This is a genomic window from Xenorhabdus sp. Sc-CR9 (genome assembly GCF_963897815.1).
Classification (GTDB): domain Bacteria; phylum Pseudomonadota; class Gammaproteobacteria; order Enterobacterales; family Enterobacteriaceae; genus Xenorhabdus.
Window position 1 is genome coordinate 1 of sequence record NZ_CAWQTY010000179.1, and the last position, 13,556, is coordinate 13,556.

Below are 13,556 nucleotides of genomic sequence, written 5' to 3' on the forward strand. Positions count from 1 at the left end.
CATCGCAGTCAACTCGGTTTTCTACTGGAAATCGCCGCAGGCCTCATTGCGTATACATTCCAACCTAAAAAACCGAGTTTGAATTTACGGAATAATGATATCGCTATTCTTAAACGAAGCTGAGGTTAGGTAATGCAATTCAATATTCAGGACATACGCAATATCTTTCACCAACTCGGCTCGGTGGTAACCCGCCCCATCCAGAATAATGTGGATTTTTTGCGAAAGGGGGTAAGTTTCCCGGAGCGCCCCGAAAAAATACGCGATGCTTTCAGCATTGATGCTCGGATATTCACGGATCACGGTGTCTTCAATTCGTTGTAAATTGCGGGCACCCAGAATATTAAGACGGGTACGACTGCCGGTGGTTTCGACCACTTTTACCTGATGTTTTCCTGCTTTCATCCAGCCATAGCTGAGCTTTGTGGACTGTGAAGGATGCACCGCATCAATAAATAGGATCGGCTCATTCTGAGCCGCACCGTCTTTCAGCACCTTGTAGTCATCAATAAATTGTTGCTGTTTATCCGCATCGAATTTATGAGGCACTCCCTTTGGTTTTTTGTAGCTGAAACCCTGGCGGTGAAGCCATTTCGTCATTCCGCCCACGCTGAAAGACACCTGCCAACGTGCTCGGACATAAGCCACAATTTGGGCGGTGGTATGCATCAAATTTGTCGTCAAATAATCAATCAGGTCGGCGGTTTGTTCGGCAGAGAGAGGGCTTTCAGAGCCGCCATAAAAATCGTGTTCAAGACAGTTGCTTCGGAAGCCAAAAGCACCGCCTTGATGCGATCACAAACTCGACTGTCGCGTGTTGTATCATGCATCAATTCGAGGGCGTGTTTTTGTTCTGGTGACAGATGAATTTTCATGGTGGCAAGCATGATCGGGTTTGGATAAGAAATCAAGCATCTTCAATGGCGATTGGTATAGATCCTTTCCTTCCCCTCGAATTGGTAACGCAATTGCCATACCTTTTTACCAGATAATGGAATGTATAGGTAAAGGCCATTAATGTCCGACAGGCGGTATGGCTTTTCTTTGGGTTTAGCTGAATCAACCTGTTTTACAGTGAGCATTGGGTAAAATTCCACTGGGTAAAATTCTTTACCCAAAATTTACCCAGTTAGGAGTGCGGATGTCAACGAACTAATGCGAACGTTCACGAACGGTGATTTATGGGAAGTAGCTATAATTCAGGGGATTTTCGAACTAATATGAACTGCGGCGCCCTGCATGAATAGAACTTGAATGGTATGCTATTGATTTAAAGTTATAAAATTTATTATATCTTTAAATCTATACGGATTTCTATACAATTTGCATTTCGCTAAGAACTCTCGATAGTTCTATTGTGCTACCGATATGTTTTCAGTAGTCAAGAGGCAAGGTCAGTACGCTAAACGCTCCAACCTATGGAGGTCGCGACGTATTGCGTCGGAACTATTGAGTGATTGAGGAGACAGCCAACTGATAGCCCTGCCAGTAAGAAGCCTTCCCCGTTACGGTGATCTCCTGACCTTTCCGCAATAGCATCACTGATAGCGCCGCCTCATCAAAGCCCACGACACGCAGCGGGTAATCACTGCGCTTCTCACTCTGCACCTGCATCGTAGCGACTGCCATCACCTTACCTGTCTGGCACTTTATACGCTTGGGGGAAACGGTGATCTTGCCTGTGACCGTGGCAACCGCTGATTGTGAGTGCTTTTGCTTTCTTCGTGTCATTGATTACCACCTGTAGATGGTCAAGATTTTGACCATGATAAAAAATCAACAAGTTAAGGTTATAACTGCTTTCCGGCTCCTGACTGCGAACGTAATACGTATTCAGTCACTCAAAGGTATGGGGAGATCACCATACCCAAGATGGGAATTCACACTTTGGATGAGGACTTAATATCAAGCCGTCCTGCATTGTGATTTTCACAATAGAGATTTCCCCTATAGTTGACTAACTCATTGATTTTTCCGAGGGGGTCACTTTGACCACCCGAGAGCAACTGAAAAATATTTTTCACCTGATAGGCTGCCCTCTTTAAGAGGGTTGGTTAGTTATTGCTCTCCTCTTAAGGAGGTGTGCAAATTCTGTGAGTCAGCATTACTGCCGCACAAATTTTGCGGGTAACTATCAGTTACGCCCAAAGTCCGATTATCGGATATTGAATTTTGCATACTGATATTTTTAGTGTTCAAACTAACCCTCTTAAAGAGGGGCAGTTCTTGCTCTATGCAACGAGGCAACTGACCGACAATAAGTCTGGTGGTTAAAATACAAGCAAACACCAAATCTGGCGTATGATTAAATATCAATGAGTTAACTAAATCCCTTCAAAGTTAGCCAGCCGCTGCTTCTGCTCATCACTGAGGCTAAATGCAAAGTCTTCATGCTCACTCTGCCATGTGCCAAAACTCATCAGGAATGCAATTGCAGGGTCGATCTTGTTTGCCGATTTCTTTTTGTTCGGCTTGATATTGGCGTTCGCGTCTGTCTCCATTACGACATTAGACATTGCCCACGCGAGCACCGGATCGCCGTTGTGACGAATGACTTTGCGATTCACGAATACCTCGGCAGATTTAGCCACCGGGCTAAAGCGCATATAGGTTTGTGGGAACGGCTCAACATCCAGCCCTGCGCCTTGTAATTGTGTACGTAGATGCGTGGCGTTCCATGTATCAAAGCCGACCAGCTTGATATCAAAGTGCTGGCTGTCTTTAATAATGTCATCGCGGATATGGTCATAATCAATGCAATCGCCTGTGGTGGTGCGTATCCAGCCTGCTTGTGCCCATTGCCGATAAACTGCCCGATTCTTGTTGGCGGGGTTCTGCAATTGTACTTCGGGTAGGTAATGACGGGTCAGTAATAACAGTTCATTATCCACGAGGAACGTGTAACAAATGCTGGTGATATCGCCCGTTGAAGATAAGTCCAGTCCGGCGTAACACTCCAGCCCTTTGAGGTCATTTTCTTCATAATCCGTCTGACAGGCTTTCCAAGCGCCTTCACCCATCCAAGGCGTTTCACCCTGACACCAGATATTAAAGCGTTTGGTTAACATCTCCGTCCATTGTGAGGGAATACCGCGGGCTTTCTGTATCGTGTCATGCAGGGCGTCACTCTCTACCGAGACATTCAGATTGGGATTGGCTTTCACCCAAAGGGATTCATCATCAATTTCTCTCTCGTCGTCCAGTTCGTAAATCAGGGCGAACAGCGATGCATTCTGTTCTTCCCCGTTCAGTATCTGACAGCAATAATCATAATGCTGCTTACAAGCTGATATCACGTTACTGCCCGCCGTGGTAATGGCAAACAGGATACCTTCAGGACGGGCACCCATGCCCAGTTCAAGAGCAGAGTAAACGGCGTTATCAGGGTGTAAATGGTACTCATCAACAATGGCAAGGCTGGGGTTTGTTCCCTCAATCGTGGCAGCTTTCGCCGCTAGCGGCTTTAACAGGCTGTTGCTCTTTGGATAGGTCACTTTGTGCTGCTGGATAGAGACCCGTCTCTTGAACGGCTTTGATAACAGGCACATCTGGCGGGCATCATCAAACACAATACGCGCCTGATCGCGACTCACGGCGGCGGTGTAGATATCCTGCTGTCCGTTCTCCATCACCAAGAACCAATTCGCCAGTATCGCGGCAACCGTGGACTTCGCATTTTTGCGCGGCACCTGAATGTAAGCACTGCGGTATTTCCTGCGTCCGGTGGCCTTGACCTTGAAGCCGAACAGGTTGGCAAAGGCAAATTGTTGCCACGGCTCCAAGACAATCGGCTTACCCCGCAAATGGCCTTTGACGTGGGGACAGAGGCGGGAGAACGCAATAAAACGCTCTACCACCTCAGTATCAAACGTGTAAATCGGGTTGTTCAGGTCGTTATAGTAGCGTTTCACAGCCTGTTTCAGGCGCTTACAGGCCGGAATTGTGCCGCTTTCGACATCAAAAGCGTACTGTTCCCATGCGTTCATCGGTCTATTACTCAGGCTAAGCGTATAAGATTATTTTTCGGTGCTGTGATTGTTGGCATGTAGCCCTCCTGTTATCGAGTCCTTGATTTTCTTTAGTGGACGTTTGTTGATGACAGGGGGGAATATACAAAACTTATTTGGCGCTTTTCGTAATATTACAAACTCAAATGTAATATTACACGTTAATGTTTTTTAACCAGCCTGATACTGTGTTTCCTGATGGCACATCAAAACCTTTACTTTCAAGATCAATCCTTATATCGCCATTATCAATATGAGAGCGTGGATTATTAGCTACATCTTGACCATAATGAGCTGCTATTAGTGCATATATAAACTCTGCTTGCTTATTGGTCGTCTTGGGTGATATTTTTTTGCTAGCAGGCATACACATAGATACAAATACGTCTATATCTTCTTTTTTAATTGCAAAGTATGAATTTTCCGGCAATCCAACACATGGCACAAAACTGTCATAGATATCACCTATAATTTTAGCGTTCTTTATTTGCTTAAATCTCTCTATATGTGCCTTAAAAAATCCATTTTCCTCCTCTCTTTGAGACTGAGATAATTTCACTAATGCGATCAATTCACGTTCAAAATCTATTTTTTGAACAACCTGAAATCTTTTTTCACCATCTGCCAATATTATTCCTTTCGCCTCATATAAAGATCTTTTGGGTTTTGGCAACCCCTGCTCTTCACTATATTTTTTTCTGCTTCGTATTTAATGATTCCAATATGTAGAGCAGACCAAATACCCTCGGTAAAGATTATTTTGTCACCGATTGGGGTTGCGTGAATAATAGGCGTATCAGGCAATAGGGCTTCTTGGCTAAGAAGGTGAATATTTGAAGTGATAGCTGCCTCTGGTTCGCTAAGCACATGGGATAATGGCTTGCTCGTGATTTGTACTTCACGTACAAAGCAGCAAGAGTGAAAAAAGATTGATGGTTTTAACTCACCGTCAGCAATCAGACGGGCTACGTCAGAAACACTGATATCATCATTAAGTGTTTTCCGTAAATATTTTGCACATTCATTCAGATTTAACCATTTTCTTTTCCCCAGTATATCCAACTGCTCGCCTCCATGGTTTCCATGTCATTAGTTTGGTGTCTACTGAGGTAAATTCTACAACTTAATTAATTAGTTACAAGTGTACAAACTTGGCGCAATCTGTGGATAACTTATGGATTTATTTTCCATTATCAGCGAAACGAGAGGGTTTGATTGACTATTTTCATTCATATAAAAATAACCGAGTAGATCCAATGACCATCAAGCACGCTTCCCAAATTTGCCATGTACCACATTTTCGCCTTGTTCGAGTGCGTCCATGTAATCGGCGTACCATTGAAGCATTTCCCTACGACCATCCAGATATTGTGCGTGGTTGTAGGTTCCTCGAATGCTGTTCTTATCAACATGAGCAAGCTGGGTTTCAATCCACTCAGAGGGGTAGTTTTGTTCATGCAAAATAGTACTCATTGTGTGGCGGAATTCATGGCTCGTTGCTTGCCCTGTATAACCAATTCTCCTAATTAATAAATTTAATGCCATTTCACTCATAGGCTTATTTGCATCATTCCTGCCCTGAAAAACATATTTCCCTTGGCCTGTAATGGGCTTTAGTTGTTCTAAAATATCAATAGCCTGATTTGATAATGGAACAATATGAGGACGACGCATTTTCATTTTTGCAGCAGGTATTTCCCATTGCGCTTTATTAAAATCAACTTTTGACCATTCAGCCTTGCGTAATTCACCGGGACGGGCACCAATTATCATTTGTAATCGCATCCCCATTTTTACGATGAAACTGCCTGTGTAAGCATTTAAGGATTTATAGATCTCAGGGATTTCATCAACAGTTAAAAACGAATAATGTTCTTTTTTATGTGGAGCAAAAGCAGACACTAAATCCGGGGCGGGGTTATATTCAGCTCTCCCTGTTACTATTGCATATCGCCATACCTCCCCACACCGTTGACGAACTTTTCTGAGTTTCTCGGTCGCTCCCCGCTCGTTCATTCGTGATAAAACAGCCATAAGTTCCATTGGCTTAATCTCAGCAATAGGCCTATTGCCTATATATGGGAAAACGTCTTTTCCAAATGTTTCCATCATTTCTTTGGCATAAGAAGCTGACCACCTGTCTACGCGTTTTTCATACCATTCACGAGTTATATTTTCAAAGGTGTTTTCTATTTGGTTTGCTGCGAATATCTTTTCGGTTTTTCTTACTTCGCTGGGGTTGATTCCGTTAGCCACCAGCTTTCTTGCCTCATCGCGTTTAGTTCTAGCCTCAGTGAGTGTTACTACCGGATAAACTCCTAATGAGATCATTTTGGTTTTACCCGCAAATTGATAACGATATCGCCAGCCTTTAGAACCATTGGTATCAACCAACAAAGATAGCCCGTTACCATCTGCCAACGTATAGGCTTTTTCCTTTGGTTTGGCTCGCTTGATTACTAAGTCTGTTAGCTTCATAAACCACCCAATATTGTATAGAAAAATTGTAGAGGGAATTTCTATACAGAAAACTATACAACAAATTGTAGAGATTTAGAAAGACACTACTAGACTTCGATAGATGAGGGATTTGTTGAATTATTTGATTTTACAGGAGTTAATTTACTTGAATAGACTGTGAGAGATGTTCATTTGGCGTCCCCTGCAGGAATCGAACCTGCAATTAGCCCTTAGGAGGGGCTCGTTATATCCATTTAACTAAGGGGACAACGTAAGCTAGTATACCTGTTTTTTTTGCTGGAGATAAGGCATGGCAAACTGTTTGGACATATAATAACCACTCTTTTTGATTACCATTAATGAAAAATTGGCAGTATATTTAACATATTGGGTACATTGATCGGTATGCGGTGTGAGAGTCAATGTCTAAAAGTAATTATGTGGAGAACTATATGAAGTATCGTCTGAGCGGGGTTGCTCTTACAGTAGTCTTACTGGTGGGATGTGCCAGTTCATCGAATACGGTGCAACAGGGGCGTCCAGATCCACTGGAAGGCTTTAACCGTGCTATGTTCAACTTTAATTATGATGTTCTCGACCCGTATGTTTTGCGACCGGTTGCTGTGGCCTGGCGTAATTATGTACCCGTGCCTGCGCGAAATGGTATTGGCAATTTTATGAGTAATCTTGAAGAACCAGCCAGTATGGTTAATAGTTTTTTTCGTGGAGATATCCATGAGGGCGTAAAGCATTTTAACCGTTTCTTTTTAAATACTTTGTTAGGTATGGGTGGGTTTATTGATGTTGCTTCTATGGCAAATCCTAAACTGGCAAAAGAAGATGTGTTGCGTTTTGGCAGCACATTAGGGTACTACGATGTAGGCTATGGTCCGTATGTTGTTTTGCCCGGCTATGGTAGTTTCACACTGCGTGATGAAGGCGGTAATTTTGCGGATATGACTTATCCTTTACTGAGTTATCTCACTGGTTGGATGTCGGTAGGTAAATGGATGGTTGAAGGAATAGAAACCCGTGCTCGTTTGCTGGATTCTGATGGCTTGTTGAAGAACTCTTCAGATCCTTATTTGATGATGCGTGATGCTTACTTCCAGCGTCATGACTTTATGGCTAATGGCGGCAAGCTGGAGCCAGAAAAAAATCCTAATGCCGCAAGTATTCAGGATGAATTGGATTCCATCGATTAGTTTGGAACTCATAACTAAAAAGGATGGCAAGTGCTATCCTTTTTAGATTACGGCATTCGAATAAAACGAATATTAGAACGTGTAGTTAAAGTTCACGCCGTACAACCATGCAGTTCCTTTGGAATCGAATTCATAAGGTGCTTTGAAACCTTTTGCCTGAATCTCTTCTGGCAGTGTTTCACTTACGTGTACTTTTTTGCCGCGCATATAGGAAACACCGACATCCACGGAGGCATCTTTATTAAATGCGTAAGTGGTTCCGACACTCAACCAGAAACGATCTTGGTCAGGTATGGAGATAGAGCGGTTTTTGGCCGGTACAGGGCTTTCATCAAAAGCGATACCAGTACGGAATGTCCAGTTATCGTCATAGTAGTAAGTTGTACCCAGCGAGATGCGGTAAGCATCTCGGAAACCTTCGTGTTTATTAAATGCAATTTTACCTGTATCGCTTCTTGTTGCTTTCAATTCCTTGAATTCACCCCAGCCTGTATACAGGAAGCTATAATGAATTGCCCATTGTGGGGCTATACGGTTATAACCTGAGAACTCCCACATATCAGGTAAGTTCAAATCCAATTTACCTTTGACTATTTTGCCATTAGTTCCTTGCTCAAAACTCATTGGTCCTGATCCAGGTATATATGGCAAATCATTGCTGTAATCACCGCTCTTGAATTTCACTTTGACTTTTGAACGGTAAGTCAGGCTATAACGGTTATTTTCGTCATATTGATATAACAAACCTGCATTCCAGCCATAGCCCCAATCTTTACCTTCTAGTTTGGCAGCTTCAGCAGATGCTGGAATGGTGATTGGATAACCTGCTTTGTGAGCTCTATCAGTGATGATTGTGCCTATTTCACCCATATGGCGAACAATCGTGGCATCAGCATAAATGGCGTTGACACCTAAGCCAAAGCTGAACTGATGGTTAATTTTGTAAGCACCGCTTAGGTTTAGGTTCACGGTTTTAAGATCAGTTTTACCGCCAAGCAGGCCCGCATTATAGTTATTGCTGAAATTAGTCGCTAAGCCAAAGTTGGAAGTCGCAGATGCGCCCACAAACCACTGGTCATTAATTGGTGCAATAAAATGCAGGTTTGGGATCCATGCATTTGGGGCGATGTTTTTAGCATTAGTGCTCTTGCGAGTTACTGGAGATTCACCTGTAATATCAACATTCGGGTTGACATAAATTAAGCCGCTGGAAAATGAAGGACGATCAAATAAGGTCATGGCAGCAGGGTTACGACTGCCCACAGTCGCGTTGTCTGCAATGGCACCTTCACCAGAAAATGCCCGACCTAGTCCTGATGTTGAATATTCATTCAATTGAAAACCGGCAGCACTAGCATTGGATGAAAGAATTGCAACCGCCACTGCTAGTGCTGAACGTGTAAATAGGGTTTTCTGGCTCATAACCAAAACCTCATTGTTTAATTATTATTTAACATGCTACTCAAGTAGCTGAGAGCGCGGGATTGTAGAGTCGGTTTGCCATAATGACAAATCAGACCAGTGCACGAAGTATAGGCCTGATAATAGAATGTGTTGCAAGAATGTTTTTAAAATATAGCTAAAATGATTATCAAAATGGGACTTGCTTAACAAAAAACAGACAATCATTGTTAATCAAATGTAAATGGCTATTGTTTGATGTATTTAGATCAATAAATAGTGAGATAAATGGTTTCAAATCGCGCGAACACTGGTTATCAGTAACTAAGGCAACGTACAATCATCAGTAAGTTTTTATCGTTGGAGAAAGAAAAATGACTGATGCAATTAACCGTTGTAGCGCGGAAGAAACGGCTGCTTGCTGTTGTGTTGATGTAGGAACTGTTATTGATAATGAAGATTGCACCGCTTCTTATCAGCGTATTTTTGCCAGTGAACAAGAAGCTGAATTGATGCTTAATACATTGACTGGAAAGGCGAAAGAAGTGGAATCAGATCCGTGCTTTATACACCATAAAATAGATGCTGTTGATGGCGGAATACAATTATCTGTGGATTTTATTTTTAGTTGCCAGGCAGAAGCCTTGATTTTTCAGTTAGGATTGCGTTAATTCATCTCAAACAACGATTTTCCCGCTGTTTTGCCATTTCAGGCAGTGGGAGAGTTGCTTGTCAACAGTTGTAAATAATAGTTCTTTTTTGTATATGAGCCGCACATTCCCCATCCAAGTTGTATAAATTATAAATGCCTCAAAGTTGCGCTTGCTCGCATTTTTCGTTTATTCCTGTTTGCTATTTACCAACATTGCGTTAACAATGCTTCATCAGGTCTGACCTCTTGTGAGGTGAGTAAATATCTTTAATCAATCAATTGATTTAATTAATAATTATTGCAGGAGTTGCTATGGGTCGTTCTTCAACAAAAGTAACACAGCAAAAAGACCGTGTTGCTATTGTCAGCGGGTTGCGCATTCCTTTTGCGAAACAGGCAACTTTCTACCACGGTGTTCCGGCTGTCGATTTAGGGAAAGCCGTCGTCAGTGAACTGATCATTAGGAGCGGTTTATCGCCTGAGAAGATCGACCAATTGGTTTTTGGGCAGGTTGTTCAAATGCCGGAAGCACCAAATATTGCGAGGGAGATTGTTTTAGGTACTGGTTTAAGTGTGAATACTGATGCCTATAGTGTTTCCCGTGCTTGTGCGACGAGTTTTCAGGCAATTGCAAATGTGGCTGAAAGCATTATGGCGGGTTCAGTGAATGTCGGGATTGCAGGTGGTGCCGATTCTTCATCTGTTTTACCAATTGGGGTAACTAAATCACTGGCCCGCACTTTGGTTGATATGAACAAAGCCAAGAGCCTGTCTCAACGACTAAAACTATTCAGTCGATTGAAATTACGAGATTTATTGCCAGTATCTCCGGCAGTCGCTGAATATTCAACTGGGTTGAGAATGGGAGATACAGCAGAGCAGATGGCAAAAACCTATCATATCAGCCGTGAAGAACAGGATGCCTTGGCGCACCGTTCCCATGTACTGGCTGCGAAAGCTTGGGAGCAGGGGCTTTTGAATGATGAAGTTGTGTCAGCACATTTTCCGCCGTACCGTGAAACTTTGTTGGAAGATAACAATATTCGGAAAAGTTCAGTATTGTCTTCTTACGCTAAGTTGCGTCCGGCTTTTGACCGTAAATATGGTACGGTCACAGCGGCAAATAGTACGCCGCTGACTGATGGTGCGGCAGCAGTTATATTAATGCGTGAATCAGTTGCTAAAGAGCTGGGCATGATCCCATTGGGATATTTACGTAGCTACGCATTTTCTGCGATTGATGTTTGGCAGGATATGTTACTGGGACCCTCTTATGCGACACCGTTGGCGTTAGATCGTGCAGGCATCACGTTGAATGAACTCACCCTCATTGATATGCATGAAGCGTTTGCTTCTCAAACACTGACGAACTTAAAAATGTTTGCCAGTGAGAAATTTGCTCGTGAAAAACTGGGGCGTAATCAGGTGCTTGGTGAAGTGGATATGGATAAATTCAATGTATTGGGTGGGTCAATTGCTTATGGTCATCCTTTTGCTGCGACAGGAGCGCGAATGGTTACCCAAACATTGAATGAATTGCGCCGCCGTGGTGGTGGTTTTGGGCTAACAACTGCCTGTGCCGCAGGTGGATTGGGTGCAGCAATGGTATTGGAGGTCGAATAATGGCTCTGGCTGAAAAAGAAACCGTCATCTCAACAACGCAATCAAATCAATCAGTATTCAATTTTTCTGTCAGAGACGACAATGTGGGTGTCATCACTATTGATGTACCGAGTGATAAAGTGAACACCCTGAAAGCCGAATTTGTTGAACAGTTCCTGACAACGTTTGAGAAAGCACAACAATTTTCTGGTTTAAAAGGGTTGGTGATTATATCTGGAAAGCCAGATACGTTTATTGCCGGCGCAGACATCAGTATGATTGCTGGCTGTCAAACACAAGAAGAAGCGACAGAATTGGCTCAAAAAGGGCAAAAATTATTTGCACAAATTTCCAGTTATCCTTTACCGATAGTGGCTGCGATTCATGGAGCATGTTTGGGAGGAGGGCTGGAACTGGCATTGGCTTGTCATGCTCGCATCTGTTCTTTGGATGATAAGACACGACTTGGTTTGCCGGAAGTTCAGCTCGGGCTATTACCGGGTTCAGGAGGAACTCAGCGGTTGCCTCGTCTGATTGGTGTCAGCGCCGCTTTGGACATGATATTGACAGGGCGTCAGCTTAAAGCTAGGCAGGCGAAACGGTTGGGTATTGTGGATGATGCGGTTTCTTTGGATATCTTGCTCGATGTTGCTGTGCAATATGTTAAAAAAGGCAGTGCCAAACGCAAGCCATTGCCATGGTCACAGCGAATGATGGCAAGCACACTGGGTAGGCCGCTGCTGTTCCATATGGTGCGCAGGAAAACGCAAGCGAAAACCCATGGCCACTATCCGGCACCAGAAAAAATCATCAATGTGATCCGCACAGGGTTGGAAAAGGGATCAGAGCAAGGTTTTCAGGCTGAAGCCAAGGCATTCGGTGAATTGGCGATGTCACCGGAATCAGCGGCACTGCGGAGCTTGTTTTTCGCTTCAACTACTTTAAAAAATGAAACTGGTTCGTCAGAGCAGCCTGCGGAAATTAAACAGGTGGGGATTTTGGGTGGAGGCCTGATGGGTGGCGGGATTGCCAACGTTACCATAACCCGGGGCAATCTATCAGCCCGCATTAAAGACATTAATGAAAAAGGCATCAATCAGGCACTGAAATATACATGGGATCTTCTTTCTAAGCGAGTAAAACAGCGTCGTTTGAAACCCAGTGAGCGTTCTCGACAAATGTCTTTATTGACTGGAACCACAGATTACAGCGGATTTAAGCAAGCAGATATTGTGGTTGAAGCTGTATTTGAAGATTTGGTATTGAAACGTAAAATGGTTTCAGAAATTGAAGACAACACAAAACCTGAAACTATTTTTGCTTCTAACACTTCCTCGCTACCAATCCATAAAATTGCTGAAGTCTCAACGCGGCCTGAGCAAGTCATCGGCCTTCACTATTTTAGCCCTGTTGACAAAATGCCTTTGGTAGAAGTTATTCCACATGCAGGGACAAGTGAAAAAACAATTGCCACCGCTGTTTCACTGGCGAAAAAACAGGGGAAAACAGCGATTGTTGTCGGTGATAAAGCCGGATTCTACGTAAACCGAATTTTAACACCTTACATTAATGAGGCAGGTTATTGTTTGGTGAAAGGAGAGCCTGTTGATCATATCGACAAGGCTCTGGTTAATTTCGGGTTTCCTATTGGCCCAATTAATTTGCTGGACGAAGTTGGTATAGATGTGGGTACCAAAATTATCCCGATATTAGTGGAGCAATTGGGCGATAGATTTGCTGCCCCAGAGATTTTGGAAGCGATCTTAAAAGACAATAGGAAAGGCAAGAAAAATGGACGAGGTTTTTATTCATATGTGAACAAAAAAGGCTTCTTTAAGTCTTTTGGTAAAACTTCCAAAGAAGTAGACACATCTATTTATCCTTTATTAAAAATCAGGCCCGCAGCAAACATGTCACCTGTTGATATTGCTGAGCGTTGTGTGATGCTCATGCTGAACGAAGCAGTTCACTGTCTGGATGAGGGAATTATCCGAAGCCCTCGTGATGGCGATATTGGTGCTGTATTTGGCATTGGATTCCCGCCGTTCCTTGGAGGGCCATTCCGTTATATCGATCAGCTTGGCTGTGATAAGGTCGTGGAAGTTTTACGTCGTTTGGAATCAAAATATGGAGAAAGATTTACTCCGTGTGGGAGACTAATCCAGATGGCTGAACAGAAAAAGAAATTTCACACATAAATATATATTTTTTAAAAATCAAACAGATCGG

At 43.1% G+C, this 13,556-nt stretch carries 10 protein-coding genes, 1 tRNA gene and 3 pseudogenes; 5 read left to right on the forward strand and 9 right to left on the reverse strand.

All coding sequences use genetic code 11. From position 1 onward, the window contains the following. A pseudogene (locus AACQ81_RS19740) lies at window positions 1–123 on the forward strand (IS982 family transposase); the annotation flags it as partial. Between the two features lie 3 nt (window positions 124–126). Here the strand turns inward: AACQ81_RS19740 and AACQ81_RS11630 are convergent. The 8 genes and pseudogenes from AACQ81_RS11630 to AACQ81_RS11665 form a co-directional block, all read right to left on the reverse strand. Beyond that, window positions 127–875, reverse strand: a pseudogene (locus AACQ81_RS11630) (IS630 family transposase); the annotation flags it as partial. 54 nt (window positions 876–929) lie between these two features. Beyond that, window positions 930–1,082: pseudogene (locus tag AACQ81_RS11635) on the reverse strand (Arm DNA-binding domain-containing protein); the annotation flags it as partial. A 364-nt stretch (window positions 1,083–1,446) separates the two neighbouring features. Then, on the reverse strand, window positions 1,447–1,731 hold the full coding sequence (locus tag AACQ81_RS11640) for a hypothetical protein (RefSeq protein WP_237387346.1): 285 nt from the start codon (window positions 1,729–1,731) through the stop codon (window positions 1,447–1,449). A 593-nt stretch (window positions 1,732–2,324) separates the two neighbouring features. Then, complete coding sequence (locus AACQ81_RS11645; RefSeq protein ID WP_237387347.1) at window positions 2,325–3,986, reverse strand: terminase large subunit; 1,662 nt, start codon at window positions 3,984–3,986, stop codon at window positions 2,325–2,327. Window positions 3,987–4,161: 175 nt separating this feature from the next. Continuing rightward, the gene (locus AACQ81_RS11650; RefSeq protein WP_237387348.1) at window positions 4,162–4,635 is read right to left on the reverse strand and encodes a hypothetical protein; all 474 of its coding nucleotides are present in this window, start codon (window positions 4,633–4,635) and stop codon (window positions 4,162–4,164) included. Window positions 4,636–4,637: 2 nt separating this feature from the next. Next, complete coding sequence (locus AACQ81_RS11655) at window positions 4,638–5,069, reverse strand: hypothetical protein (protein WP_237387349.1); 432 nt, start codon at window positions 5,067–5,069, stop codon at window positions 4,638–4,640. Between the two features lie 201 nt (window positions 5,070–5,270). Continuing rightward, window positions 5,271–6,485: a tyrosine-type recombinase/integrase gene (locus AACQ81_RS11660; protein WP_237387350.1), complete on the reverse strand. Its 1,215-nt coding sequence runs from the start codon at window positions 6,483–6,485 to the stop codon at window positions 5,271–5,273. A gap of 175 nt (window positions 6,486–6,660) precedes the next feature. Beyond that, window positions 6,661–6,735: transfer RNA gene (locus AACQ81_RS11665), tRNA-Arg, on the reverse strand. Between the two features lie 184 nt (window positions 6,736–6,919). Between AACQ81_RS11665 and mlaA the strand changes: the two genes are divergently transcribed. Next, window positions 6,920–7,672, forward strand: coding sequence for a phospholipid-binding lipoprotein MlaA (mlaA, locus tag AACQ81_RS11670; RefSeq protein WP_237387351.1), 753 nt, complete (start codon window positions 6,920–6,922; stop codon window positions 7,670–7,672). A 72-nt stretch (window positions 7,673–7,744) separates the two neighbouring features. On the opposite strand, the gene fadL is transcribed toward mlaA, so the two are convergent. Further along, a complete protein-coding gene (gene fadL, locus AACQ81_RS11675; RefSeq protein WP_237387352.1) occupies window positions 7,745–9,094 on the reverse strand; it encodes a long-chain fatty acid transporter FadL in 1,350 nt (449 codons plus the stop codon). A 353-nt stretch (window positions 9,095–9,447) separates the two neighbouring features. On the opposite strand from fadL, the gene AACQ81_RS11680 reads away from it, so the two are divergent. The 3 genes from AACQ81_RS11680 (at window position 9,448) to fadJ (ending at window position 13,525) form a co-directional block, all read left to right on the forward strand. Further along, window positions 9,448–9,744, forward strand: a complete 297-nt coding sequence (locus AACQ81_RS11680; RefSeq protein WP_237387353.1) for a YfcZ/YiiS family protein — start codon at window positions 9,448–9,450, stop codon at window positions 9,742–9,744. 293 nt (window positions 9,745–10,037) lie between these two features. Next, window positions 10,038–11,348 carry an acetyl-CoA C-acyltransferase FadI gene (gene fadI / locus AACQ81_RS11685; protein ID WP_237387354.1) on the forward strand — a complete coding sequence of 437 codons (1,311 nt, stop codon included), beginning with the start codon at window positions 10,038–10,040 and terminating at the stop codon, window positions 11,346–11,348. Next, complete coding sequence (fadJ, locus tag AACQ81_RS11690; RefSeq protein WP_237387355.1) at window positions 11,348–13,525, forward strand: fatty acid oxidation complex subunit alpha FadJ; 2,178 nt, start codon at window positions 11,348–11,350, stop codon at window positions 13,523–13,525. Before fadI ends, fadJ begins: the two co-directional genes overlap by 1 nt. The last annotated feature ends 31 nt before the right edge of the window (window positions 13,526–13,556 follow it).

Bases quoted from the DNA above. Each gene is read 5' to 3' on its own strand.
- AACQ81_RS11640 (WP_237387346.1), bottom strand. From the start codon at position 1,731: ATGACACGAAGAAAGCAAAAGCACTCACAATCAGCGGTTGCCACGGTC.
- AACQ81_RS11645 (WP_237387347.1), bottom strand. From the start codon at position 3,986: ATGAACGCATGGGAACAGTACGCTTTTGATGTCGAAAGCGGCACAATT.
- AACQ81_RS11660 (WP_237387350.1), bottom strand. From the start codon at position 6,485: ATGAAGCTAACAGACTTAGTAATCAAGCGAGCCAAACCAAAGGAAAAA.
- mlaA (WP_237387351.1), top strand. From the start codon at position 6,920: ATGAAGTATCGTCTGAGCGGGGTTGCTCTTACAGTAGTCTTACTGGTG.
- fadL (WP_237387352.1), bottom strand. From the start codon at position 9,094: ATGAGCCAGAAAACCCTATTTACACGTTCAGCACTAGCAGTGGCGGTT.
- AACQ81_RS11680 (WP_237387353.1), top strand. From the start codon at position 9,448: ATGACTGATGCAATTAACCGTTGTAGCGCGGAAGAAACGGCTGCTTGC.
- fadI (WP_237387354.1), top strand. From the start codon at position 10,038: ATGGGTCGTTCTTCAACAAAAGTAACACAGCAAAAAGACCGTGTTGCT.
- fadJ (WP_237387355.1), top strand. From the start codon at position 11,348: ATGGCTCTGGCTGAAAAAGAAACCGTCATCTCAACAACGCAATCAAAT.